This is a genomic window from Sphingomonas sp. CCH9-E2 (assembly GCF_001557215.1).
Lineage (GTDB): Bacteria > Pseudomonadota > Alphaproteobacteria > Sphingomonadales > Sphingomonadaceae > Sphingomonas.
Window position 1 is genome coordinate 60,732 of the sequence record NZ_LSJM01000318.1, and the last position, 25,607, is coordinate 86,338.

The window sequence follows — 25,607 nt, forward strand, 5'->3', positions numbered from 1 at the left end:
AACATCGATGGAGAGGAAAGCTCTGCGGCGTCTCGCCGTTGCCGGCGTGCTGATCACCGGCGTCGCTACTGCGACAGTTGTTTCAAATACCGATACAAATGAACCGAGCGGGGTCGTGATCACGCCGGAAGGCAAAGCCGTGTTATCGGGCACATCAGTTCAGCCGACATCGTTGACAACGCTCGCTGCAAATGCCGCTCCAACGCTGGGTCTTGCGGACTCGGTGATCGAGACCTTCCACGATTCCGACGTCGACCTATGCGGTACGACCAAGGTCAAGCAGGATGGGCCGGTCCGCGTATTCGAGGACCAGTATAACGTCATCCATATGACCGTCTCGGACGCCGATGCCAAAGGCTGGCAATGGCATGGCTCGGTGACCGGGTTTACCAACAATCCGAAAACTGCAGTGCTCGATTGCGACCCGGTCATGATCGGTAATGTCGGGAATACCGACCCCAGTCAGTTCGACCAGAAGACGTGGATCCAGGCCTTCTACTTCGACGGCACCAACGCCTGGGCCTATGGTCACCAGGATTTCTGGGGCAATCGCGTAAACAACGACCCGGACTGCCACCGCTCGGGTGCGACCGACGGAAAGCCCGGCTGCTGGTACGCCTCGATCGCCGCGTGGAAAGCAACGCCGGTGTCGAGCGCGAACCGGCACCTGAGCTTCGCGCGCGATGGAACGGCGCCTAACCACATCGCGATCTACCCGCACGTCCAGTATCCCGGTGACGCATCGACTCCGACCTCCGGCTGGATCGGCTATGGCGCGCCTTCGAACATCTTCCGTGGCCGCAATCAGGATGGAACGACCGACGGCTACTGGTACATGTTCGCCTACACGAACTCCGGCTATGCCGGTCAGGCCAAAGGGCTCTGCCTGTTTCGCACCAGCACGCCGGCCAACAAGGCAACCTGGCGCGCGTGGGACGGCAACACCGCGACACCGGCCTTTACCCAGGCGATGACCAACCCTTATCCGACCAACAGCAACACAACCTGCGCAGTGGTCCAGCCAGCGACGCTCAATACCTATGTCCGCAGCGTCGTCTGGCATAAGCCATCGCGACATTATGTCGGCATCCTGCGTAAGGCGGACGGCGTCTACTACACGACCTCGACCGACATGCTGACTTGGAGCACCCCGACCATATTGCTGAGCGCGGACAGCGACGAAGCCAACTTTCCGACGCTGATCGATTTCGACGGCGGCGATTGGGGAGACGACAATTTCGACCGCGCCTACGATAACGGCAAGCTGTATCTCTTCTATCGCAAGAAAAACCCGACCACCGGGAACCTGCGCATTACGCGACGTAAGATCGATATCACCAACTATGCTGCGGATGCTCCGGGATCGGGTAATCCGGGCTAATCCGTGCGGGGCGGCTAAAAGCCGCCCCGACCTCAGGGGAACAGGATGGACAGCGGCACCGCCGCTGCCATCGCGCGATAGCCTGCCGCGCTGGGATGCAGGCGATCGCCGCTGTCGAACGGCAGTGCCAGTGCCATCGGATCGGCAGAATCCCGCGTCGCCGCATCGAAATCGATCACATGATCGTAGAGCTCGCTCGTCCGGATGAAGCGGTTTAGCGCCGCGCGCACGCCCTCACGCTCACTAGTGAAACCTTGTCGCCGGGTGGGCAGCAGCGTCGCGCCGATGACCCGCAACCCGGCCATCCGAGCGCGCAGCGCAACCTGAGCATGCGCCTGGATCAGTGACCCGGCAGCGACCGGTGTCCCGTAGATGTCGTTGATCCCCTCGAACACGATCAGGCTATGCACACCGGCATGCGACAGTCCATCACGGTCGAGCCGGGCGAGTGCGCTTACCCCCGAACCGGGGCGCTCAGCTGCAATCCGGTTGCCGGAAATGCCGAGATTGACGAGCCCCAGCGGCTGCCCGGCGCGCTCGTGTGCCAGTCGTCGCGCCAATTCATCGACCCAGCCCAGATAGCTTCCACGCGGGCTGCCACCACTGTCAGTGATCGAGTCGCCGATAATCGCGACCGACCCGGCATTGGGCATACCCTCCGCGATCACCGCCTCGGCAAAGAGCCAATGTGGCACGGTCTGCGCAAAGGCAGACGCTTCCTCATCCGCGCCACGATCGAGCGGCGCGAGGTAGCTGTTGTCCTTTGGCCGTAAATGTCCGGTCGTGGCTCCCGGGCTTCCTTGGATCGAGATGCTGACAAGCAGGTCAGCATTTGCCGCCACCGAACATTGCACCGCGTCGCTGATCGCGCTGCCGCCCGGCGGAATGACGATCCCCGCTTCGCCTGTAAACGCGACGCGACGGTTGGTACCCGAGCGGATTGCTGCACCGTCTGCACGGTGCCCGACATGCAGCGCAACGACCGCAAGTGGTGCGGTGCCGAACACATTGCTCAGCCGCACCCGTACCGCGCGTGCCCCGGCCGTAACGCGCACAGCTACGCGCACCGTGCAGTCCGACACCGGAATATCGAGGCGGTCGTTGGCCGCTGCCCAGATTGTATAGGGAGGGTGTGACGCCTTGGCCGTGGCCTCGGCCCGCACCGGGATCGCAGTCATCACCCCCAACCCCGCGAGCAGATCGCGGCGGCGCAAGTTCATCGTGCAGAATTCCAGCCGGCGACGATGGCAGCTGCCCTCTCAGCGACCGCTGCACGCGTCATTCCAGGAGTGAACAACGCCGTACCGATCCCGAACCCGTCGACGCCTGCCGCCGTAAACTCCGCATAATTACCCGCGTCGATCCCGCCCACAGCGAAAATCGGCACGGTGTGCGGAAGTACCGCGCGCCACGCTGCAACCGTCGCCGACCCCAGTGCCGCTCCCGGAAACAATTTGAGCGCCTGCGCCCCGGCCGCAATCGCAGCGAAGGCTTCGCTTGCCGTTGCCACGCCAGGCATGGCGATCAGGTCTTGTCCGACGGCGTGCGCGATCACATCGGGGTTCGTATTTGGCGCCAGGATCAGTCTGGCGCCTGCGGCCGCGGCGCGATCAACCCCGGCAATGTCGAGCACCGTGCCTGCCCCGATCACCGCCCGTCCTTTCGAGGCGCCTGCCAAGCGCGCAATGCTGTCGAACGGGTCGGGAGAATTCAGCGGTACTTCGATCAGCTTGAATCCGGCGCCGATCAGCACTTCGCCCACGCCAACCACTTCATCCGGCTTAATGCCGCGCAAAATTGCAACCAGCGGCAGCGCCGCGCGGGCAGCGTCGAAATCCGCCTCTCTCATCGCCGGGTCACTCCGGCCCCGCCATCGATCGCCAGCACGGCTCCGGTGATCCAGGATGACGCCTCCGAAGCCAGAAACAACGCCGCCTGAGACACATCCTCTGCCGTACCGAGCCGCCCCAGCGGATGGCGCAGCACATTGGCGGCAAGCGCAGCTTCGGGATCGGGCTGGCGGGCAAACGATGCGCGCAGCATCGGCGTATCGACCGATGCCGGCGCAATGCCATTCACGCGAATGCCATCGCCTGCGACCTCAAGCGCGAAGGTTTTGAGGAAGGTTTCCAGCCCCCCCTTCGAGGCGGCATAGGCGGCAAGCCCTGGCGCTCCCATTCGCGCGTTGATCGACGATACGAAGACAAAATTGCCGCGGCCCCGCGCCTGCATTGCGGGACCAAACGCCTGAACCAGCCGCAGCGCGCCACCGACGTTCACATCATACACTCGCAGAAATGCCTGAGGCGACGATGCGAGTGTCGCCGCAAACTCCGTGGTCGCAGCGGCGTGCACAACGATGGTCGGATCCCCAAGCTCTGCACGGATTCGCTGGGCCGCATCCGCGACGGCGTCATCGTTTGACAAATCGCAGGCAAGCGCGACATCGCCAATGGCCGGGGCGCCGAGGTCGAGCGCAGCCACCCGCGCCCCGGCTGCGGCGAAGTGCGCGCAGATCGCCTGTCCTATTCCCCCGGAGGCACCGGTCACGAGCGCGATCTCTCCATCAAGGCGCATTGTCATCACCCAGTTCAATCCCGCCGTTCCAGTCCACACCGGTCACCGCGCGGTCATCCGCGGTAAACAGGGCGGCGACAAGTCGCGTCGCTCGAGTTTCTCCAGGGGCGAGCGTAATGGCAGTGCCGTTGGCGCGCGCATCCGCAATCGACGGAAGCTCGTTGCACGGTTCGAGCGCCAGCATCGTGCGCGCACCATACCACGGATAGTCAGCGCCTCCGCCGGCAAGCCGCCAGAAGCCGAGCAGCGGAAACAGGCGCTCGTCCCAGCGCAGCGCGACCCCGGCGCCACGGCGAGGATTGCGGATTGCGAACCAGCCGGCGTCATAATCGGTGACCCGGACGAAATCCTGCGCATTGCGAGTCGCGTCGGGAAATCGAGAGAGGTCTTGCCCATCCAGCTTTGGCCATTGACCCGCGTGCGCGGCCGACAAGGTCGCCGCAGGAGGCGCAACCGACGCCGTCGCTATGCGGGACGCGGGCAGATCGATCCGTGCCGTCTCATCCAGCAACGGCGCCCCGAAGGTTGGATGGTGCCCCCAGATCATGTCGAGCGGCTGGGCCGCCTCGTTCGTCACCGCTTCGTCGATCACCAGCGCGGTGCCATCGGCCTCCAACGTGATGCGCCGCTCGATCAAGAGGGGCATCCGCCGGAGCCGCGCGTGGCAGCGCAGCACGACGCGCTCCGCACGGTCTTCCTCGATCTGATAGTCCCAAGGCAGGAAGGTCGCTTCGCCATGGTGACCAAACGCGATACCGCCATGGTCGCATGGTCCAGGGCCGTTGGGGAGCATGACGTACCAGCCGCCCGGAAACTGATCGCGAAATCCGCCGCCGGGCAGCGGCGATGATTGCATCGCGTCGCCCGGCCACATGCCGGCGGGCGCTTGATGCAGCGTTTCAGTGTCGCTCGGTTTATGCGTGAACTCGAGGATATCGCACCCCTTGCCAACGGCGATGACCGCGCGCAGCACGGCGTTCTCCATGCTCACGCAGCGGCGGCCCATCCACTCAAAATCGCGCAATCGTGCACCGTGATTGCGGTGCGGCCCATGTCGGCCCCAGTCGCTCTGTGGGTTCATATCGATCCTTCAGGCCTTGCGGCGCGCACGCGCCGTAGCGAAACGGGCAATTGCCCAACCGATCGGATGCAGCACCGCCATTGCGAGAAACAGCGACGCATAGTCGCGCCCTTCGGCGAATTGGCCGACCACCCATGTCGAGGCGATGCCACCGAGGCCACTGCCCGCCGCAATCAGGCCGAAGATTGCGCCGACCTGGCGTTGCGGAAAGATATCGACGGCCAGCGTGGTCAGATTGACGAGGAACGTCATGTGCGCAAGCGCGACGCATGCAGCCAGCACATAAGTTAGCGGGATCGCCGGCTGCATCGCGATCAGCGCTCCGATCGGGGCAAGACACGCCGCCACGGCCATCATCCTGATCCGCGCGTCCGGCGCCTGCATGCCACGCTTCACCAGACGGCCCGAAGCGCCTCCGCCGAAGACGCTACCGATATCCGCCGCGACATAGACCAGCCATGCCGTCGCGGCGACACCGAGCAGCGTCATCCCGCGCGCGTCGATCAGATATTTGGGGAACCAGAACAGATAAAAATACCAGACCGGGTCGGTCAGCGTGCGCGCCAGAGCCAACCCCCAGACCGCGCGGTCGGACAGAATACGTTGCAGTGGCCACTTCGGCTCTGCCACTTCGCTTTCGGGGACCACCACCTTTGGCACCTTGCGGTGCACGAGGAGCCATGCGGCAATCCACACGAACCCAAGCGCGCCGGTGACGAAAAAGGCCGCGCGCCACCCATGAACCAACGCCAGCCAGCCGATCAGGGGCGGTGCGATCGTCGCGCCGACCATTGCGCCAGCCGTGTACACACCGACGGCAAAACCGCGTTCGTGCGCCGGGAACCGCTCCGAAACGGTCTTGGGCGCGGCAACATAGTTGCCAGCCTCGCCCAGCCCCAGCGCGAACCGCGCAGCGCCGAGCTGGCCGACGCTGTTGACGAGCCCGGTCAGCATGTTGGCGATCGACCACCAGGCGACGAAGCCTGCAAGCGCGAGTTTGGGTCCCAGCCTGTCGGTGATCCAGCCAACGCCCAGATAGGCGATCGTGTAGGCAATCAGGAACAGCTGCACGACGCCCGCATAGTCGGTGTCGCTCATCCCCAAATCGGCCTGAACGGTGGTGGCCAGGATCGAGAGCGTCTGACGGTCGATGTAGTTGAGGACGGTCGAGAAGAAGAGCAGCGCCAGAATTGCCCAGCGGATGCGGTTCGGCGCGACGGAGCTGGTCATGGCCGAACCGCCAGCGCTGCGAGACCAGACAGCGCGGCAAGTCCGCGGATGCTGGCATCATGCGCTGGCACCTGAACGACAGTCAGGCCTAAAGCTTTCGCCGGGACCGCGTAAAGCGGCATCAGGGCCTCCGCGCCCACGAAAACGACGCGGTCGAACGTCATGCCCCGAGCCGCATAAGCAGCGACTGCGTCGCGCACCTCCGCCGCAATCAACAGCCCCGAAAGAAATGCGCGCGCCTCGATTGCAGGGAGGTCGCCTGTCACCACGCGGCTCCGCGCCGCAAACACGGCAAGCTCGGCAGCAAGCGTCGGATCGTCGAGCATACGTCGGACACCGTCGCAGAACGCTGGGGTCTCAGGCGTGATCGGCACGGAGGTCGCGGCATCGGGTAGACCGCGCCCGACCAGACTGTGTGACAGGAGAATTTCGAACAGCTCGCCCTGCATGCTGGTGAAAAAGCTTTCCACTACGCCATCCGTCACGACCGCCCATTTGGCGTGCGTACCCGGCAGGCAGACAAGCATTTGACCTGCTGGGCTACCGAGCAGATCGAGCAGCCCGAACAGCTGGACCTCCTCCCCCCGCATAACATCCGGGAGGCCGAAAATGTTGGTACAGCGCAGCCCCGGGGCGATGGCAATCTCGACGTCCCGCACCGTGAACCGGTGCGTCCGCGCATCAAGCGCGGTCGCGTCGGTCGGGCAGGGGGCATAGGGGCAATCGGCCCAGCCCAGGTTCGATCCGATCATTCCCGCGAGCACGACCGGCATCACGCGATGCGCATCGAGCCAGCCTTGCGCGGAGTCAAAGAACGCCGATTCGAAGTCGGTGCAGAATTTGACGCCAGGCCCGGCGGCGGTGTCGATCACGCGAATGCCGTCACGATCGACAGCGCACAGCGACAGCCGCATCGCCGTGGATCCCCAATCACCCACGATCATCATGCTACGATCCACGCGCCATCCTCTCACATCCGAGCGCGATCCGCCCGCAGGGCGCAAAATGTTTCGATTGAAGCAACAAGTCAATTGCAAATCCGTCGTGCCCCGCCACGATGTCGCTTGACGCGAACGTTCCATAGGGCATCACGGCTTGAGCACTATAGGACGATCCAAGCGCCATGCGGCAAAAGCCCAATGCCCAGCCAAACCAAAGCCTGATCGACGGCATTGCCACGCTACAGGCTCTCGCCGTCTCGCCCGAACCGGTCGGCAACCGCGAACTTGCGCGCCAGCTCGGCTTCAACCCGACGCGGGTGAACCGCTTGCTTAAGACGCTGGCCTATCTCGGGATCGCGCGTCAGACTGCGAACCGCAAATATACGGCCGGGCCAGGCATGCATGTCCTAGCCGCACAGAGTTTGTTCGCGTCCAAGATCGTTCAGACCGCATTGCCCGCGCTGGAAAAGCTGCGTCGGTTCGGGTTGACGATCGCGCTCGGCGTCCTGTGGAACGATAGTGTCAGCTACCTCTTCCATGCTCCGCCGGGAATGGAGACGACGCAGGGACTGGGCCGCATCGGCCTGCTGCCGGCAAGCAGCAGCGGCATCGGCATGGCATTGCTCGCCGAGCAGGATGACCAGCATCTTGCCGAGTTGTTCGAAGGGGTCGAAATTCCCGACTTTCCGGGCGGCCTTCCCGATCTGATGGCAGCGATCGGTGACGTGCGCGCACAAGGTTATGCGCGAGTGCGCGTCGGCGAAAACCATGACCGCCACACCATCGCCCTTCCCGTGTCGCACCCCGCCTTCGCTGCCGTCGGACTGTCTGGCTGGATCCCCGAGGACAACACACAGACCATCGTCGACGCGCTGCGCGCGGCAGCGGCGGAAATCAGCGATTGAGAAAATGATCCGCTATAAGCAACACTAGTATTGCTAATTTAGCACCGTTGTGATTGATGCCCTCCAGCAAGCGGCGTAGCCGTGCGTTTCCTTCTGGAGGGGATTTCCATGTCTGACATCGCCGGCGCCTTCCCGGTGCTTCCCACGATCTTCGACGCCAATGGTGAAATCGACGAGGCCGGTTTCCGGCGCGTCGCGCTGTGGGCGATCGACTGCGGCGCCGATGGCGTGGTCTTCCCGGGCCTGGCCAGCGAATATGATCATCTGAGCCTGGCCGAGCGCACCGCGCTGATCGCGATCCTTGGCGACGTCACGCGTGGACGCGTGCCCTTCATCGCTGGATGTGGCGGCCATAGCGACGAAGAGAGCGAGGCGCTGATCGCGGCAGCCGCGCACGCCGGTGCGGCGGCGGCAATGGTGGTCACGCCCGCCCGCAAGGGCGATGACATCGAGGCACTTGCAGCCTTCTACAACCGGCTCGCCGCAGCAGCGCCCGTGGCAATCATGCTGCAGAACGCGCCAAAGCCGATGGGTCTGGGCCTGACGCCACGTCAGGTGCTGGCGGTGGTCGAGCGCGCGCCCGGCATTCGCTACGTCAAGGAGGAGAATGCCCCCTGCGGCCAGCGCATCACTGCGCTGCGCGAGGCCGGCGGCCCCGCGCTCGACGGGATCTTTGGCGGCGCTGGCGGCCGTTATATCACCGACGAGCTTGCACGGGGCGCCGATGGCACAATGCCGGCCGTCGAGATCGCCGACCTCCATGTCGCGCTGATCGCGGCACACCGCGCCGGCGACTGGGCCGAGGTCCGTCGCCTGTTCGAGCGGACATTGCCATTGCTCAACATGCAGGCAGTATTCCGCTGGCGGCTCACCAAGGAAGTGCTCAAGCGCCGCGGGCTGATTGAGGACGCCTATGTCCGCGCTCCCGGACCGATGCTCGATGCACATGACCTGCGCGAGCTTGATCAGCTGATGGCGGGCCTTGCCGACCTGATCGAAGCGCCCTCGCCGCAAATCGCCCGCGCGCTATAAGTAGCAGCACCATGACCGACGCGATCGCACATATCGAGACCTTCGTCGTCACCATCCCGCGCGACATCCCTTATCTTGGGCCGTTGCGGCCGGGTGAAGAGGTCAATGAGCGCGGCTATTTCGTGCGCACGTCGAACCGGACCATCTATCCGGTCGAAGACCGGTCGGTGCTGGTCAAGGTCACGACCCGCGACGGCGTGATCGGCTGGGGCGAAACCTATGGCCTGACTGCTCCGGGGGTGATCGGCGTGTTCGTCGACGACCTCATCCTGCCGCTGATCCGTGGGCGCAGCCCGCACGATGTCGCCGCGATCTGGGACGATCTCTACGACATCCTGCGCGTTCGCGGTTATGGTGGCGGCTTCTGGCTGGACGCAGTAGCTGCGGTCGATATCGCGCTGTGGGACATCTGCGGCAAGTTGGCGGGCAAGCCCGTGCGCGACCTGCTGGGTGGTGCAAAGCGCAAGACGATCCCAGCCTATGTCTCTGGCCTCCCCCGTGCGACGATCCCCGAACGGGTCGAGCTGGCGCAAGCGTTCGTGGCCAAAGGCTATGACGCAATCAAGTTCGCCGCCGCGGTCTCGACCCATGGGATCGAGGCGGAACTGAAGGCGTTGCGCGAGGCACTTGGCCCCGATGTACGGCTGATGATCGACTTCCACTGGATGTTTGCGCCGGAGGCTGCAGTGCAGCTGATCCAACGGCTGGAACCTTATGGCCTGCACTTCGCAGAAGCGCCGGTGAAGCCCGAGGATATCGATGGTCTCGCGCATGTCGCGCGGAGCGTCGCCACCCCGGTTGCGGCTGGTGAGGAATGGCGCAGCACCTACGAAGCGCTGCCCCGGCTCAAGGCCGGTGCGGTCGCCATCGTCCAGCCCGAAATGGGGCATACCGGCATCACCCAGTTCATGGCGATCGCCGCGCTCGCGGATCGCCACGAAGTGCCGACAATTCCCCACGCGACGATCGGCACCGGCATCTTCCAGGCCGCGAGCCTGCAGGCGTCGGCAGCAATCCGCGATCTCCCAATGCACGAGTATCAGCATTCGATCATGGATCGGAACGCGGCGCTGCTCGACGGAGAGCTGAAGGCGGAAGCCGGACAATATCTGCTGCCCGACGGTCCAGGGCTTGGCGTCGCGCCGGGGGCAGGTCTCTGGACCCATGCAGTGAAGATTCAGGGATAGCTGCGACAGTAAGGTCTGCTCAGGAGGGGTTCCAGGCGGGTAAGCGTATCCTTCACCGCACCTTACAACGATCTTCGAGAATTCCGCGGGTCGGACAAGGATTCGCGCCTTATCAGCGCGACGCCGGGCATCGTCCCGTGACCATAGGATCGCTCTGCCGGCGTTTATCAGACAACGCCTTCATCCGGTCACGGACATCCTTCGGACCCAACGTGCTCATGTCCTAGATGCCATATCGGCATTTTCCATCCTTCAGATGGACTTGCACGCGATAGCCCAGCCGAAGGCTTGCACGCCGCGGCGATCCCGAGAGTTAGTCATCATCGGGACAGCCTGGGACCCTTTTACAATACCGGCTACCGCGCGGTAGCCCGGAGCCATTCACCGCCCCAGTGTCACCTCGTCCCCCTGCCCGCTGGCACCGTTGACCCTCTTCCCCGACAGACGGAAGCTGAAGCTGGTATCGGCGGGTACTGGAACGCTGAACTCGAACGGGAAGGCGCTGTCGGTCGTCTGCTGCCACGCGCCATCACCGATGCGGTAGCGCAGCGTTGCGCTGGCGATCGTGCGATCATCCTCGCGCAGATAGACATAGCCGCGCCGACCGAACTTGCCAAAATCGAGCAGATAGGCGCGTGCGTCACCGAATTTCACGCTGGCGCTGTCATTAGTGACGGGCTGGCCCGCACCTCCCAGCATTGCCCGCTGGAACGCAGCCTTCGCGCGCACGCCATGGATACGGATCGCGACCTGACCGCCTGCGGGTACCGTTACCTGCCACCCATCGCCGTCCGCCGCCACGCTACCCGTCGGCGACAGCGTCGTCACACGCGCCGCGCCGACCCGGTCAACTTGCTCGCCGGCCAGCGTGAAACGCCCGGTGACCGGCCGGTCGGACTGGTTGGCAAAGGCAAGGTAGATCGCGTCGCCGCGATAGCCCGCCACATGATTCAACTGATCGGCGTCGCTCTTGACCAGCCCTTTCGGCAGCCACAGCTGAACGCCCGTATCGCCATAGAACTTGCCGGGCTGATAGCCGTAGAAGTTGCTCTGGAGATAGGCATAGCCCTCGATGAACTGCGCAGGAAAGTCGATCGCGCCGTCAGAGCGGGCATACGCGTCGCTGACCAGGTAATCGAGCAGCATCGATGCCATCGGCCAGATGTGGTTGTAGTGAAAGCTGTTGACGCTCAGCTCGAGATGCTCGCGCAACGGGTAGTCGGCATCCTCGTAGATCGTCGTGCGCGCAGTGTTCATGTGATATCCGGGGAAATTGCGATAGCGGCCAATCACAGCGGCCTTCGCGACATCCTTCAGAAACGCGTCGTTCGAATCCTCGCCGATCTTGAGCATCCATGGCGCGTAGTTGGCCATAAAGATCGCCCGGTGCCCGGTGCTGGTGCCCGAGCTTTCTGCGGTAAGCCCGATCTCCGATACGCGCCAGGCCGGAACCTTGGCCTCTGGAGCCTTCATCGGCTTGTGGCCCTTGCCCTTGAGATACCAGTAGACCGGCGCCTCGCCGCCCGGATTGACGGTCACATCGGTCGCCGGGATTCGCGGCGCCATCCAGGTGAACATCGTGTAGCGCCGCGCCCCGAGCCGGGCCGCGTCAAGGAATCGATGCTCACCGCTCGCCTCATAGAGGCGATAGAGATCGACGAAGTCGGGGGTGAAGGCAGGCCAGAAGAAGAAGCTCTCGTCCTTGAACTCGGTCTGATTCAGCGCGACCCGCTTGGCGAGATAGCGGTCGGCGCCGGTAACTGCCGCACTCAACATCGCCTTGTCGCCGGTCGCCTCAAAGAGCGAGAGCGCGTTGGACCAAGTCTGGCCGGATTCGGCGACGTCGAGGTTACGGGTACGCTCGCCCTCATATTCGCCACGCGCAAGATCGAGATAGGCGCGGTTGCGCTTGCCGAAGATCGCATAGAGCGTTGCCAGCTCCGACACCGGGGCTGCGGGTCCGAGCAGCTGGCGTGAGGGGTGCTGGATCTTCTGCTTGGGATCGAGCGCGAACAGGAATTTCTCGCGCGACAGCATGTACTCGACATAGGGTGCGACCCGACCGTCGAACATGTCCTGGCGATCGGTCACCATCGCCAGCATCAGCGGGTTGAGACTGGAGACATTTTTGACCGCGCCGGGCACGTCGGTCGAGTAGGACGATCCCTTGAGGTCGTCGATCCATCGCGCATATTTGGTCATCGAATAATCGACCATGCGATCAAAGGTCGCGTTGAGCGAACCCGTCGCGTTGCTGCGATAGTCCCGGAACCCGTAGACGCGGCGCGCGAGCTTTTCATAGACCTGCGTCAGGTCCTCGCTCTTTTCACGCACGAGATAGAAGCTGAAGTCGCGGACACCCCCGGCGGGCAGGCGCGACAGCGTGCCGCCCATCACCGGAGCGAAGATCATCGGACTCGCCCGTCCGTCCTCGGTCCTAAGCGCAACGCCGAACCGGCTGTTGGTCGGCAGCGGCAATGGCTGGAACGGGAACTCCGACGGGTGAGCGAGCGCGCCGTACGCGACGCCCTGGTCGCGCACGAGCGTGGTGGGCAACGGTGCACGATAGGCCAGCGTCAGATAGGAGCGGTCCGGCATCCGCCGCTCCTGCCACACCAGCGGCTGCCACAGCTCGTCCGCCTCGGCGGCCGCGATCTTCGGCGCGCCGACATAACCGACCGAATAATAGCCCGGCGTCTTTGCGGTCAGCGTCCACTTCACCAGCGGATAAGGTTTGGCCGACAGATCGGCGGTGGCGGTCAGGGTAAAACGCGGATCGGCGGGATACTCGGCGGTCAGGACGTTGCCGGTTCGCGTCACCCGCGTCGGGGAAAGGCGGATCTGCTCGCCACTGTTGAAATAGTTCGCGCTGCGCTGCCCGGCCTTGCCGTCGAGGATACGCTCGTCGAACCCGTCGCCCTGACTCGCCACGTCGCGCTTGGTCTCGCGCAGATCGGCCTTGGCCGGGTCGAACGCCTTCCAGGTTTCAACGTTGTAATTGACCTTGGCGATCCCCGCCGCACGCGTCGCCAGGCCGGGATTATCGGCGCGGTGAAGCACCACGAAATCGAGGGTGAAGCCTGCCATTTCCTCAGGCAGCGCCGCGGCCTGCGGTGCCGCCGTGCTCGCAGGGGCCAATGCCATTCCACCCGCGGCGGCCATCAGTGCCAGCGCGCTAAGTCCCATCATCCGTGCAGTCACGCGATACGCTCCGTCGTTCAGTGGTTAGGGCGCGTCAGAAACGCGCGCGCAAATTGGCGGTGAAGGTCTGGCCGTTCTCCAGGAAGGTCTGGGTCGCCTCCTCGAAGCTACTGTATTTGCGCACGGACGAGTTGAGCAGGTTCGAGCCCGAAAGGCTGAGCTTGATCTGCTTGGTGATGTCGAAATTCACCGATGCCGACAGCGCTTCGTATGGCCGGTAATAGACGCCGTCGCCGCTACCCCCGATCTTGTCGAGAAACTTGCCGCGCCAGCTATAGCCGACGCGCAACCCGACCGGCCCCTTCTCGTAATAGCCAACCAGATTGGCGCTGTGGCGCGACAGGCCTTCGATCGGCAAATCGGCCTGGGTGCGCAGGTCGGTGATACCGGAAGCGCTGTCGATGAAGGTGTAGGTCGCGTTGATGCCAAGGCCATCCAGCGGTCCCGGGAGGAATTTCAGCGGCTGCTTGATCTGGAATTCGAAGCCCCTGATCGTCGCGCCCGCGCCATTGAACGTCCGGTTGATGCGATAGGGTGTGGCGGGGTCGGCATCATTCGGATCGGCATCGAGCCCCGGAAGCACTTCTTCGACCAGCCGGGTGAAGATGAAGCTCTCGACATCCTTGTAGAAGCCGGCAAGCGACACAAGCGAGTCCCGCGTCGGATACCATTCGATCGAGACGTCGAACTGGTTGACGCGGAATGGTTGAAGCGCCGGGTTGCCGCCCGATCCGCCACCCGCGCTGGTGATCGAGAAGGACGGCGACAGGTCGCGGGTGTTGGGTCGCGCCAGCACGCGCGCCGCGCCGAGGCGGAACAGCACCTTGCTGCCCAGTTCGAATCGCAACGCCGCGCTCGGCAACCAGTCGTCGTAGCTGATCCGGTCGTTACGCTCCTCGAAGCCGCCAGTACCGCCGCGAATACCATAGAAGCCGTTCGCCAGAACCCGCGTCTTCACATAGCGGACCCCGACATTGCCGGTCATCGGAAGTCCCAACCAGTTAGCGCCAATGTTCGCCTGGACATAAGCCGAGTAGATCGGCTCCTGGAGATCGTAGCTTGAGGTAGGATCGTAGAGATAGGGTGTGCAGGTTGGCTGAAACACCTTGCACACGCCTTCGAGGTCACCGAACTCAGGAACTCCGAGCAGGAAGCTGGTCGGGAACGCCCCTTGGGCACTGCGCATGAAGTTCCCGAACATTACGGTTTCGTAATTGTCCGGATAGGATGTCACCGGGATCGCCGCTGCGCCCGAGGCTGCGTAGGTGCTTTGATTGCGGTAGGTCTCGCGGTTCGTCTTGATGTTGCTGTAGCGCAATCCCGCTTCGACGCTACGCAGCAACGGACCTTCAATTGCGAAGGTTGCATCGAGGCGGCCGTTCCACTCTTCAGATCGATAGACGAAGAGATTATCGAAACTGGTGCGATAGATGTAGAGCGAGGGATCGCTGAGATTGAGCGTCGCGGGCAGTATCACCTGCGGCACGTCGCTGTTGCGGAAATCAAATGGTATCAATTGGGTCGTACGCGTGTCGGCACGCAAATAGGCTTGGCTGTAGTCCTGCGTCCCCAGCGTGTAGGACAGCTCACCGCGAAGCTCCAGCCGGTCGCCAGCCTGCCAACGCCCGCCGATCGCGCCGGTCCAGATATCGGTCGGCAGGGTCATCTTCTCGCCATTGCCCTGCACCGTGGCGCGGACCGTTCCGGCGATGAGATTTTCATTCTCGGTATAAACGGGGTTGGTATAGCTCGCCGCACTCGCCGCCAGCGGGATCGAGATCCAGCGACGATAGCGATCGGTTTCAGCGTGCGCGTAGAGGATGTCGACATACATATCGAAATCCTTGGACGGCGCGAATGTCAGGCCGGTGGTGACCCCAAGCTTGCGCCGCTTCTCTTCCAGCCGCTGATACCGGATGTCGTTATAGTAGAAGATGTTGATCCCATCGCCATTGGGATCGCGGACTGCAGCATTGCTGCTGAAGCTGTCCGGCGCTTCACGCCAGCCGTTGAAGCTGTCACTCGAATCCTGGACGATATTGAGTTCCTGATAGTTGAACCCGAGCGAGAAGCCGAACTTCCCATCGGCGAACGACTTCGCGATCAGGCCCGTCATGCGATAGGACAGGTCGTCGGCCTTGTCCTTGTACACGCCCTGCAGCGATCCCCCGACATACCATGCGTCACCGCGCGGCGCGCGGCGCGTCTGAATGTTCACCGTGCCGCCCAGCGACCCTTCGATCATCGCCGCCGAGGGCAGCTTGGTCACATCCATCCGCGCGACCAGTTCGGAGGGGATGAGCGTCAGCACATTATAGGCGCCGTCATCCGGGCCATCCGGGCCGCGTCCATAGGGGCTGATCAATGTGCGGCCGTTGAACTCAAGCCGGTTCTGCCGCAACCCCCGCACCGAGATATCGCTCGCCTCGTCAATGCCACGGCGAACCTGGACCCCCGAGACGCGCTCAAGCGATTCAGCGACATTTTGGTCGGGGAGCTTACCGATGTCCTCAGCCACGATTGAGTCGACGATCTGATCGCTGCTGCGCTTGATGTCGATCTCTTCGGCCTGGCTCGCGCGGATACCGCTGATGATGACTTCTTCAGGCTCGGTCTGATCTTGAGCAGACGGTGCAGGAGTCGGCGCGGGAGCCGGCAAAGAGGCTGGATTGTTTGTCTGGGCGAAACAGGGAGCCGCGTTCGCGGTCAGCGCGATAACTGCGGAAGCAGTCAGAAAATTACGTGAAAGCGCCATTTCATCTCCCCTGACTCGTCCTGACCGCGTTCCGGCCATCGATCGATGAACAGGATAGTGTTGCTATTTTAGCTATATGTCAATTGGCTAATCGGCAGCCGTTGGATCGCTAAGCCGATGCATCACGTGCACTCGGCAAACGCGATCTCGAAGCTGGAACCCGACGCCCCGCACCCCGGCGCGGTGACCGCAGCAATCAGCCCGCGCTGTGCGCCACCCTTCGCTGCGCCCTCCCCCCGGATCGAGCGGACCACGCGAAGAACAAAGGCACTGCGGACCCTGGCGGCTTCGCAGAAGTCCGCCAGCGCATGCTCATTAAAAGTCGCTTTCCGCTTCCGAGCAGCGCCCCTCCCGCGTCACGCGATCGTCAACTGCAAAGGCTGAGAAGCAGCAAGCGACTCGGCGACGCGCAAGCGGCATAGAGGGCGGTCACGCAACGCGTGCGACGCCCTGAGACTTCACCCGTCTAGAGGCAAACCTACGCCAGCGCTCGTATTTGCACGCTGGCACCGCACTGCACCCTCCCGACATCAGAAAGGGTTTGTTCAGAGGCGAGGATTTCCGCCCAAATCACCTCCGGGGGCACCAGTCAGATGCACGCAATGCGAGGATATTCGATGCAGACCGAACCCCCCGACCGCATTCTCCGTGTCAACACCGTCCTCGCCCGTACCGGGCTCAGCCGCTCCACGAATTACCGGAGCACGGAGAATGGACGTTCCCGGGGACCGTCCAGATCAGCACGTGCTGCGTTGGATGGCGCGAGCCTGCGACCAATGCCTGGCCGCGCAGTCCAATGTTCTGCCGTACTGCAGATCGAGGGCAGCTGCTCACCTTCCGCGCAACATCGAGTGCTGACGTCGAGAGTAGGATAGCTGACCACATGTCCATCAGGACTCAGACACGCCTCCGCGATAAGCCTGACGCTGCGTTCTGCCCGGAGGCGCTATGCTGACACTCGCGATCCCGCTGTTCGCGAGCGCGCCACACTCCGCTGGGTCGGATGCGCATGACTAACACCGCGATCAGAAGACGGGGACGCGCCACCGCCACCGCAAGAACTTGTCGATTTCCATGGTCCGTTTTGGACATAAATTGCGTTTCTAGAGCGCGGCCTGACATCTACGCTTCCAAAGCGGATGCGTTTGGGGCTCCTCGGGGAAATTGGGCATGACAGATATCCATGAGCTCGACAGTGTGTCGACGCTCACTGATCGCCAGATCGCTTCGACGCTAACTCGACGATTTCAGCAGCTTATCATTCTTCCAACGGAGAAGTGCAATTTCAGATGCACCTACTGTTATGAAGATTTCAAGATCGGCCAGATGTCAAGCGAGATCCAGTCATCGCTAGAAATGCTCATGTCCCGCCGGATTCCTGAGCTTGATGAAATGTCGATTAACTGGTTTGGCGGGGAGCCACTCGCCGCGAAGTCGGTCGTTCTGCGCCTCTCGGCGCATGCCAATAGGTTATGCGATGATCATGGCGTGAGACTTGCCGGCGGTCTCACGACGAATGCTTATAGACTTCATTTCGACATCTTCGAAGAGCTCGTCTCCTATAAGCAGAATTTTTTCCAGATCACTCTCGACGGTTTTGGCGAAGTTCATGACGCGGTACGCAAACTTGCCAATGGCAAGGGGTCCTTTCAAAAGATTTGGGACAACCTCGCCCAAACCAAGAGGTCCGACAAGCAGTTTCGCATTCTGATTCGCATTCATGTCCGTCGCGAAAATATCGATTCCCTCGAACTGTTGATGGCGGAGCTTGGCAAGACGTTCGGAGGCGATCCGCGCTATGAACTGGATTTCGAGCATTTGCGAAACCTTGGCGGGGAAGGTGGCCTGACGGTTACCAGTCCAGTGTCATTGAGCGAGATGCCCGCCATCGAGGCTCGCCTCCGACAAGTGTTTCGCAACCATTCTCGATCCGGCGCTAACGCGGGCATTTCGCAAACGCTTCCAAGCATGAGCCAGCTTGCAGAAAAGCAGAACGTGGCCGGCCTGTCAGAGCCCTATATTTGCTATGCAGCTAAAGCCAACTCGCTGCTGATCCGTGCGGACGGCCGCATTGGGAAGTGCACCGTCGCACTGGACGATGATCGCAACACGATTGGGCGCGTAAATACGGACGGAACGATCGCGATCGACAGCCAGAGACTGATGCCCTGGGTAAGAGGCATTTCTAGTGGGTCAGTCCAAGAGCTGCAGTGCCCACTCGTTGGCCTGCCCCAATATTAACGCAATTCTCCGTGGAGAACGATTATGACAGATAATGACAACATCCTGTCAATCGACAAGTTCGGACGAGTTATATTGTCCGATGAAGTGCTAGACATCATGTGCAATCAATCTGATGTGGTAATAGCTGGCGGAAATACCGGATTCAATGCACTTGGCTGCACCAATAATGCCAATTGCGGGGGTATGGTCAATCATAATACCTGCACCAATGCGACAGGAGCTTGTGGCGGATCATTAAACTCGAGTAATTGTCTTGATCGACCCAAAGCAACCAAGCCATAAATTAGCGGGGGATAAAAAAATGTCCGTTTCCAACAAGTGGGCGAGCTTTAGCCTGGATCAGCATGGCCGAGTGGTTTTGAGCGATCAGGAACTCGATCAGCTGGTGGATTGCCCGGCCAGCGTCATCGCCGGCGGGGCAAATCAAGGATGCAGTGGTGCAAATGCAGGCTGCACAAACAGCAGCTGCGAGGGTAGCTGGAACGGTAGCTGTTCCAACACTAGCTGCGCGGGAACGACAAACGGCATACGGTGCGAAAACAAGGTTCGACGTTGATCGCCAGCGCGCGGCAATCTTGGTGATGCGATTCCCAAACTTCTCCCTTGCGTATCGAAAGCTGCTTTCGTCGCGCCCGACCATCGAACTTCAGTCCGAGGCCGCCGATTGCGGCTACGTCTGCATCTCCGCAGTCTTCGCACTCGCCGGCGAGGTCCGCCGCGTCTCAGCGATCAAGGAGACAGGTGGCACCACGTCGCGCGGGCTTACTCTTAAACAGATACGGGATGTAAGCCGCCGCTGCGGCCTCGCCGCCGAAGCTATCGCCTATTCGCCAGACCGCCTAGCCTCGCTCAACTTCCCTTTGATTTTGCTGTTGTCCAGAGGGCACTATGTCGTGGCCGCACGTTGCGTCGCTGGCGCGCTGGAGATCTATGATCCGGGAATGGGTTGGTATTGGCTACCCGCTCAAAAACTCCGCCGACGCCTCACAAATTATGCGATTGAGTTCAATTTTCCGCCAGCTCGCAAGTCGCGCCAGGACTCGGCACGCGTTCAGCCCGTCTCCCACTATCCGTTCATGCTATCCGCGTTGCTGCGGCGGCCGGACGGTAGACGAGTGGTTGCAATCGTGGCTGCTGGGCAGGCGCTCGCGCTTGCGATCCCCTTGATATCCATGCTCGCTGTCAATCGGAGCACAGACAATCACGCGCTTTCAGCGTTGGGCGCTGTCGGCATCCTATTTCTTGCGTTGTCTCTCACTAACGTTTTGGTAGGGCTGGCGGGCGAACTCAGTGCGGTCCGCTTGAAGCGCTCGACTTATGTCGATGCGAGCCGCCTAGCATTTGATCGACTGAGCGAGAAGTCGGCTAGTTGGTTTATCCGACACGCGCCGGATAAAATCAAAAACCTCATCGACTCCTATTATGTTCAGTTAGATCTCAGCCTCGACATGCTCCGGTCTTCCGCCGGGATTGCTCTCGGGCTCATTCTTGGCGCCACCATTCTGGTTTTCGTGTCGCCTTGGCTGGCGGTGCCAGGCCTCCTGGCGCTGGGCCTAACCTCGACCATCGACGTGATCGTAAACCGACATCAGCGCTCGCATTTTGCCAACTCTCTAGAGGCCGCGCAGCGCAAGCAGCATTTCGTGCTCGACGTCCTTTGCCAGATGCCTGAACTTATCCGCACCGGTGTCGGAGCTCGGGCTCGAGCCCGCTTCGCATCGGTCGTCAGGACCGCATCGACGGCAGAAGCCAGCCTGAACGCGCTTCAGGGGTGGCGTACCGCTTTACTCGCACTCGTCAGGTCGGGCGAGACCCTGATTTTCGTTTCGATTTCAGCCCTGTTCTGGTCCCGCGGCGACTATTCACTGGGCGCTTTTGTGGCCCTTGGCGCCTACAAGGATCTTATGGCGCAAAATCTGAATGCGCTTCTTCAGCTTCATCTGCGCAAGCAATCGATGAATGTCCACCGACTACAGGCGAACCCGCTACTCGAGTCCTCCGGCGAGTCGCATGAGCAACCAACGCCCGTCACCGCTGGACGCGTCGATGTTTCCGACACGGCGTATCGGTATGGGTCATTGGACCCGATCGTATTCGAGGGTTGCTCGCTGCACGTATCCCCTGGCGAATTCGTGGCTATTCGCGGGCCGTCCGGAGCTGGTAAATCCACTTTCGCGCGCCTGCTGATCGGTGCCGCTCAACCCTCGACAGGTGTGGTGCTGATCGATGGTCAGCCATCGGCGCTCGGTCGGATGGGCGTGGCGGCTGTTCTGCAAACCGATCGGCTCATCGCCGCCGATATCATCAGCAACATTCTCTACTTCCGTGATCAACTCGACCTCGCCGATGCGATTGAGGCGCTCAAGTTGGTCGAACTGCACGATTTTGTGATGTCCCTGTCGATGCGATGGAAGACCTTCGTCTCTGATACGGGGGACGGCCTTTCCGGGGGTCAGCGGCAGCGCTTGCTGCTCGCTCGTGCTTTGGTCGACCGACCAAAACTGCTCGTTCTCGACGAGGCTACTTCGAGCTTGGACGTGGAGGTTGAGAGGCGAATCTTCGCTCGCCTGCGCGATAAGGGCATTTCACTGATCGTAATCGCCCATCGCCCTGAGATTTGGGCGATGGCTGATCGCGTCTACGATTTTTCTCCCAACGGGATCGTATCTGTCGAATCGCCTCCACTGATGCAGGTTCGCAGCGGTTAGAAGAAAAAGTTGGCGGATTAGAAAACTATTGAACCGGGCTTTTCCTTAGCGGGCAATTGCGGCTTTTAGGGTTGTTAATTCACAATCGCCCACCCGGAGTAGAAGGACAATGAACCAAGCTGCAATCATTTGAAGGGATCATCGTGCATTCGGCGTCGGAGATTAGCGAGTTCGAAGGGCATGACCTAGTATGATTACCCGTCCGGGATATGCCATCGCGATGCTGGCGCTATCGCTTCCGGGGCAGGTCCTTGCACAGGATCTGGCCCAGCCAGCTGCAGGGGGAGATTCACAGGATGACATCCTCGTCATTGCCGACGCGGATCGCACCCAGATTGATCGCAAAGCCTACAGGATCGTCGACAGTCCGCTGGCGCAGACGCTTAGCGCGGGAGATGTTTTGCGTCACGTGCCGTTAGTTCGAGTGACGCCCGAAGGGCAGATCAGCCTCGCTGGTGTTCCCGGCGTCCGTGTGCTGATCGACGGAAAGGATCATCCCGACATCAACTCATATATTCGCGCGCTGCCGACCGCTCGTGTCGAACGCGTAGAGGTCCTGACCAATCCATCCGGAGAGTTCGGAGCGGATGGGAGCACGGGGATCATCAATATCGTCCTGAAGAAGCGCTTTGCGGACGGACTGAGCGGTGCAACAACGGCAACGGTTGACCGGTTTGGCGGGGTCGAGTTTCGCGTCGGCCCCGTATGGTCGAACAACAAATGGACGCTCACCGGCCTTGTCTCAGTGAGTGATTTGGTCGCGCCACTCTACCAGATTAGAAGCTTGCACCCTGCGAACGCACCCGCTCAATTGCTCGAAGAGCGAAACGGGAACAATTTTTCGAGGTCCGTGACAGGAAGCGGATCGGTGGCGCGCCGCTTAGAGGGTGAGGCGAGCCTTCAGCTGACATTGTTTGGCACGTCTTCGGACGGGAAGATCGAGCAGGATAATCGCTTTCCTCTCGGACCAAATAATGCTGTGACTACAACTGGTATGTCGCTTGGTGCTATTGACTTAAGCGCATACAGCGCGAGCCTCAGTTATCAGGATTCCTCGGGTCCGCTCGGCGGCAGCCTCTCTGCTAGTCTGACCTACGGTGTAACGGATCTGAACTCAGCGCTGGCAACAAAATCGGGCGGCTCTGTAGTCGTTGCAAGCAGCACCGGCTTTCACCAGTCGCGGCTGAATTTTGACCTATCTTCGAAGTTCAAATTGAACCAAGACATCCTCTCGATCGGAGTTCAGGTTGAGGACGGCGACACTACAGGGTCGAGCGAATTCACCTATTTAGGCGTGGCAGTTCCGACAAGCTTTGCTTCGAGCACGAAATCATTTGGAAATGTTTCTAAGTATGACGCTTTTGCGACTTACCAGTTCAAGCTCCTGGACCTGAGTATCCTGCCCAGTGCGAGGATCGAAGCACGCGACTATGATTTTGACACAGGCGCCACCGGTTCGCGTTCGAGCGCCTATTTTCGCATCGCGCCGTCGCTCCATTTGGAGCTACCGGCAACAAGACGGCTTGCCGCGAAATTCAGCTACTCGCGCGCCTACACCTATCCCGCAATCTCGGACCTCGATCCTGCCCTTCAATTGTCGGGACCGCTGTCTGGACAGCGGGGCAACCCGCAGCTCCGACCTCAAACGACACAAACTTTTGAGATTGGGGGCGATTGGTCCCTTGCCCCTCATCAGGTGAGCATTCTGCTATCGCGGCGTGTAACCGAAGATGTTTGGCTCACTCAACAAACTGTCGAGAACGGGGGCATCGTAGTTTCGCAGCAGCGAAATTTTGGGCAGCGCCATTCTAGCTCCGTCACGCTGGAGGCCAGCGGAACCTTGCTCGGGCCACTGAAGTACGAGCTGAGCGGATCGTGCTCCCGCATCCTATATCGTGAAGAGGGCGCGGCTGAGTTGAGTGTGTCGGAGTGTCTGGCCTCCGGTGCAATCAAATACCAGGAAAGGGACTTCAATTCCCCGCACGGCGACATGTTCGACTTCCGCATCGACTGGACCGGTGCCAGCAATGATCCATTGATGCGTGTCGCAGCCTATTGGTCCGCAGATTTAACGTGGGCACATCGGTTTACGCGGCGGATCTCGTCATCTCTCCAGATCAGCGATATCTTCGATACCAGCAATCGGCGGGTTAGCTATGAGACTGTCGGAGGGCGTATCGACCAGTTTGGTGGCAGCGATGCGCCACGGGTGAAGTTTTCGCTCACTTACCAGCTCGGTTCTCCATAAGGTTGAGCACTTCGAAGCGATCCAGACGCGGCGAAATTGTATTGGTGGCGTGTCGCCCGACTTATCGGGACTCGTCTCGTAGGGGTCACCGCGAATCTGATGCCGTGAAGGCAGCTCTCTCGGTGGTGGCGCACGAGACTTTAATCCAGCGGAGGGCAACTACAATCGGTCACGAACCCGAAACCACCAGGCAAAATCCGACTCAAGTTCAGCTATACTGACTACGCTCGCTTACGAAACTTACCCTTGATCACAGCGCCGCCGACGCGGAGTTGATCGAGATAATCCGACCACCACTGCGCCATCCGCACCCGCTCCGCCCAATGAGCGCCACGATGGTAAGCAGCGCGCACCTTGTCCTTCTGGCCATGAGCCAGCGCGCGCTCGATGGCGTCGGGATGCCAGAGCCCGGATTCATTGAGTAGCGTACTGGCCATCGCTCGGAACCCGTGACTGGTCATTTCGTCGTGCTCGAACCCCAGGCGGCGCAGGGCAACGTTCAAAGTGTTGTCCGAAAGTGGCCGCTTGGTTGTGTGAAGCGCCGGAAACAGAAACTCGCTTTCCCGGGCGAGCGATCGGAGGTCCTGAAGGAGGTATAGCACCTGTCGAGAAAGCGGCACCGCGTGTGCCTGTTTCATCTTCATTCGCTCAGCCGGCACGCGCCAGACCTTCTCCGCGAAATCGATCTCGCTCCACTTCGCTTGCCTCAATTCACCGGGCCGCAGAAACACGTGAGGTGCGATCCTCAACGCGTGAAGGGTCTCGGGTCGGCCTTGATAGCCATCAATCGCGCGAAGCAGTTCGCCAACCTTCTTTGGCTCGACGATTGCCGCATGGTGTTTGACGCGCGGGACAGTGAGCGCGCCGCGCAAAATGTCCGCCGGATTGCGCTCGGTGCGCAGCGTAGCGAAACCATAGCGGAAGACGCGTCCTGCGAACGACCGTAGCCTGAGCGCGGTTTCATGATGCCCGCGACGCTCGACACGCTTCAGCACATCGAGAAGCTCATGAGGCGTTATCGAGGCAATTGGGCGCTTGGCGATGCCGGCCAAGAGTTCGAGGAACCAGCGAGCCTTTTTCAGGGTCGCCGGTGACTTTCCCTCCCGCTCCATCTTTTGGATATATTCCTCGGCCACGAGCCTGAAGGTCGTTTGGGCCGCCAGCTCGGCCTTCAGGCGACGCTGGCGCTTTTCCTCAACCGGGTCGATGCCATCGTCCAGCTCGGCCTTGGCCTCATCCCGCTTTCTGCGAGCTTGGGGCAGGGAAACGTCGGGGAAACTTCCCAGCGAAAGCTTCCGCTCGATGCCGCAACATCGGTAGCGGAAGCGCCAGAGCAACGCCCCCGATGGCTGCACCAGCAAGTACAAACCATCGGCATCGGCAACTTTATATGGACGCTCAGCCGATTTGAGTGATCGAATCTGCATAACCGTAAGCATGGGGCCACGCCTCTTGCATCGTTCGTGGCCCCATGATTCGTGGCCCCTTTTGAGTGGGCCACGGCGGAACATAATGAGATTTCATGGGACCGCCAAAAGCCATTTTACCGCAGATTTCTGCGGTTTTCTAGCCTTGTTCACGGTATGGACTGGTGCCGCTTACAGGACTCGAACCTGTGCTCCAATGAGTCGCCCTCCGCTGCAGTGATCGGACCGTCGCTTCGATCCGGGAGCCGATGAAATCCGCTCGCATCAAATGCGTCTCAAACCTCGAATAAAGTCTTTGTCTATCCGGTCGGCAGCACGCCGTGCGCTTCGGACACGATGTCGAACGCGATGCTGATACGCTCTTCGTCCAGCCCGCTTGGGATCGTCCAATGCTCGTAGTGGGAGGGCGCCATCAACAGCATGCCTTCCTGAGGAACGTAGTGCGCGGACCGGATGACTTCCGTACGGAGCGATGCGGGCTGGCCGAACGCCAGTGCACCGGGCCCGTTGCCGGTGGAGACGGCTTTAGGCACGCGAACATAATAGACCCCGCTGAGCCACCCCAGCGGGTGAATATGCCCAGCTTCATAGGCAGCGTTTCGCTGAAGCAGACCCCATGGCCGAATGCGTGCTGCGGCGGGGCGTAATGCCGGCCACGGGTCAAAACCGGGCCGATCGACGGGCCGATAT

18 protein-coding genes are annotated in these 25,607 nt (G+C 61.4%); 8 read left to right on the forward strand and 10 right to left on the reverse strand.

Translation table 11 applies throughout. The annotated features are described in order from the left end of the window. The first annotated feature begins 7 nt into the window (after positions 1–7). Entirely contained in the window at positions 8–1,381 is a 1,374-nt protein-coding gene (locus tag AX681_RS15165; RefSeq protein ID WP_156456112.1) for a hypothetical protein, read from the forward strand. Positions 1,382–1,413: 32 nt separating this feature from the next. Here the strand turns inward: AX681_RS15165 and AX681_RS15170 are convergent, their stop codons facing one another. The 6 genes from AX681_RS15170 to AX681_RS15195 are packed head-to-tail and all read right to left on the reverse strand — an operon-like array spanning position 1,414 to position 7,351. Further along, a complete protein-coding gene (locus tag AX681_RS15170) occupies positions 1,414–2,601 on the reverse strand; it encodes a GDSL-type esterase/lipase family protein (RefSeq protein WP_066661283.1) in 1,188 nt (395 codons plus the stop codon). Further along, positions 2,598–3,230 carry a 2-dehydro-3-deoxy-6-phosphogalactonate aldolase gene (locus AX681_RS15175; protein WP_066661286.1) on the reverse strand — a complete coding sequence of 211 codons (633 nt, stop codon included), beginning with the start codon at positions 3,228–3,230 and terminating at the stop codon, positions 2,598–2,600. Before AX681_RS15175 ends, AX681_RS15170 begins: the two co-directional genes overlap by 4 nt. Then, the gene (locus tag AX681_RS15180) at positions 3,227–3,964 is read right to left on the reverse strand and encodes an SDR family NAD(P)-dependent oxidoreductase (protein WP_231734968.1); all 738 of its coding nucleotides are present in this window, start codon (positions 3,962–3,964) and stop codon (positions 3,227–3,229) included. The genes AX681_RS15175 and AX681_RS15180 overlap by 4 nt, the downstream gene beginning before the upstream one ends. Continuing rightward, complete coding sequence (locus tag AX681_RS15185; RefSeq protein WP_082738004.1) at positions 3,948–5,039, reverse strand: DUF4432 family protein; 1,092 nt, start codon at positions 5,037–5,039, stop codon at positions 3,948–3,950. The genes AX681_RS15180 and AX681_RS15185 overlap by 17 nt, the downstream gene beginning before the upstream one ends. Before the next feature lie 9 nt (positions 5,040–5,048). Then, a complete protein-coding gene (locus AX681_RS15190; RefSeq protein WP_066661295.1) occupies positions 5,049–6,269 on the reverse strand; it encodes an MFS transporter in 1,221 nt (406 codons plus the stop codon). Beyond that, complete coding sequence (locus tag AX681_RS15195; RefSeq protein WP_156442799.1) at positions 6,266–7,351, reverse strand: 2-dehydro-3-deoxygalactonokinase; 1,086 nt, start codon at positions 7,349–7,351, stop codon at positions 6,266–6,268. Before AX681_RS15195 ends, AX681_RS15190 begins: the two co-directional genes overlap by 4 nt. A 41-nt stretch (positions 7,352–7,392) precedes the next feature. Between AX681_RS15195 and AX681_RS15200 the strand changes: the two genes are divergently transcribed. From AX681_RS15200 to AX681_RS15210, 3 genes are all read left to right on the forward strand, one after another. Beyond that, on the forward strand, positions 7,393–8,115 hold the full coding sequence (locus tag AX681_RS15200) for an IclR family transcriptional regulator (RefSeq protein WP_066661301.1): 723 nt from the start codon (positions 7,393–7,395) through the stop codon (positions 8,113–8,115). Positions 8,116–8,223: 108 nt separating this feature from the next. Continuing rightward, positions 8,224–9,147, forward strand: coding sequence for a dihydrodipicolinate synthase family protein (locus AX681_RS15205; protein WP_066661303.1), 924 nt, complete (start codon positions 8,224–8,226; stop codon positions 9,145–9,147). 11 nt (positions 9,148–9,158) lie between these two features. Then, complete coding sequence (locus AX681_RS15210; protein WP_066661305.1) at positions 9,159–10,334, forward strand: mandelate racemase/muconate lactonizing enzyme family protein; 1,176 nt, start codon at positions 9,159–9,161, stop codon at positions 10,332–10,334. Positions 10,335–10,715: 381 nt separating this feature from the next. On the opposite strand, the gene AX681_RS15215 is transcribed toward AX681_RS15210, so the two are convergent. Beyond that, positions 10,716–13,535, reverse strand: coding sequence for a hypothetical protein (locus AX681_RS15215; RefSeq protein WP_156442800.1), 2,820 nt, complete (start codon positions 13,533–13,535; stop codon positions 10,716–10,718). A gap of 34 nt (positions 13,536–13,569) precedes the next feature. Continuing rightward, complete coding sequence (locus AX681_RS15220) at positions 13,570–16,194, reverse strand: TonB-dependent receptor (RefSeq protein ID WP_066661309.1); 2,625 nt, start codon at positions 16,192–16,194, stop codon at positions 13,570–13,572. Between the two features lie 1,266 nt (positions 16,195–17,460). On the opposite strand from AX681_RS15220, the gene AX681_RS15225 reads away from it, so the two are divergent. From AX681_RS15225 to AX681_RS15235, 4 genes are all read left to right on the forward strand, one after another. Continuing rightward, positions 17,461–18,531, forward strand: coding sequence for a radical SAM protein (locus AX681_RS15225; RefSeq protein ID WP_066661312.1), 1,071 nt, complete (start codon positions 17,461–17,463; stop codon positions 18,529–18,531). A gap of 24 nt (positions 18,532–18,555) precedes the next feature. Continuing rightward, complete coding sequence (locus AX681_RS22555) at positions 18,556–18,816, forward strand: hypothetical protein (protein ID WP_197421966.1); 261 nt, start codon at positions 18,556–18,558, stop codon at positions 18,814–18,816. Between the two features lie 161 nt (positions 18,817–18,977). Beyond that, complete coding sequence (locus AX681_RS15230) at positions 18,978–21,242, forward strand: peptidase domain-containing ABC transporter (protein WP_082738006.1); 2,265 nt, start codon at positions 18,978–18,980, stop codon at positions 21,240–21,242. 190 nt (positions 21,243–21,432) lie between these two features. After that, positions 21,433–23,490 (forward strand): TonB-dependent receptor, encoded by a 2,058-nt coding sequence (locus tag AX681_RS15235; protein WP_066661318.1) that lies wholly within the window; start codon positions 21,433–21,435, stop codon positions 23,488–23,490. A 221-nt stretch (positions 23,491–23,711) separates the two neighbouring features. On the opposite strand, the gene AX681_RS15240 is transcribed toward AX681_RS15235, so the two are convergent. After that, complete coding sequence (locus AX681_RS15240) at positions 23,712–24,929, reverse strand: tyrosine-type recombinase/integrase (RefSeq protein WP_066661323.1); 1,218 nt, start codon at positions 24,927–24,929, stop codon at positions 23,712–23,714. A gap of 287 nt (positions 24,930–25,216) precedes the next feature. Then, positions 25,217–25,607, reverse strand: a 391-nt coding sequence (locus tag AX681_RS21530; protein ID WP_231734972.1) for a putative 2OG-Fe(II) oxygenase, incomplete at its 5' end; no start/stop codon positions are given.

Excerpts from the sequence above, each read along its gene's own strand:
- AX681_RS15235 (WP_066661318.1), top strand. The coding sequence starts at position 21,433 with ATGATTACCCGTCCGGGATATGCCATCGCGATGCTGGCGCTATCGCTT.
- AX681_RS15230 (WP_082738006.1), top strand. The coding sequence starts at position 18,978 with ATGCAGGCTGCACAAACAGCAGCTGCGAGGGTAGCTGGAACGGTAGCT.
- AX681_RS15165 (WP_156456112.1), top strand. The coding sequence starts at position 8 with ATGGAGAGGAAAGCTCTGCGGCGTCTCGCCGTTGCCGGCGTGCTGATC.
- AX681_RS15205 (WP_066661303.1), top strand. The coding sequence starts at position 8,224 with ATGTCTGACATCGCCGGCGCCTTCCCGGTGCTTCCCACGATCTTCGAC.
- AX681_RS15170 (WP_066661283.1), bottom strand. The coding sequence starts at position 2,601 with ATGAACTTGCGCCGCCGCGATCTGCTCGCGGGGTTGGGGGTGATGACT.
- AX681_RS15195 (WP_156442799.1), bottom strand. The coding sequence starts at position 7,351 with ATGGAACGTTCGCGTCAAGCGACATCGTGGCGGGGCACGACGGATTTG.
- AX681_RS15225 (WP_066661312.1), top strand. The coding sequence starts at position 17,461 with ATGACAGATATCCATGAGCTCGACAGTGTGTCGACGCTCACTGATCGC.
- AX681_RS22555 (WP_197421966.1), top strand. The coding sequence starts at position 18,556 with ATGACAGATAATGACAACATCCTGTCAATCGACAAGTTCGGACGAGTT.
- AX681_RS15210 (WP_066661305.1), top strand. The coding sequence starts at position 9,159 with ATGACCGACGCGATCGCACATATCGAGACCTTCGTCGTCACCATCCCG.
- AX681_RS15180 (WP_231734968.1), bottom strand. The coding sequence starts at position 3,964 with ATGACAATGCGCCTTGATGGAGAGATCGCGCTCGTGACCGGTGCCTCC.
- AX681_RS15200 (WP_066661301.1), top strand. The coding sequence starts at position 7,393 with ATGCGGCAAAAGCCCAATGCCCAGCCAAACCAAAGCCTGATCGACGGC.
- AX681_RS15240 (WP_066661323.1), bottom strand. The coding sequence starts at position 24,929 with ATGCTTACGGTTATGCAGATTCGATCACTCAAATCGGCTGAGCGTCCA.
- AX681_RS15190 (WP_066661295.1), bottom strand. The coding sequence starts at position 6,269 with ATGACCAGCTCCGTCGCGCCGAACCGCATCCGCTGGGCAATTCTGGCG.
- AX681_RS15185 (WP_082738004.1), bottom strand. The coding sequence starts at position 5,039 with ATGAACCCACAGAGCGACTGGGGCCGACATGGGCCGCACCGCAATCAC.
- AX681_RS15175 (WP_066661286.1), bottom strand. The coding sequence starts at position 3,230 with ATGAGAGAGGCGGATTTCGACGCTGCCCGCGCGGCGCTGCCGCTGGTT.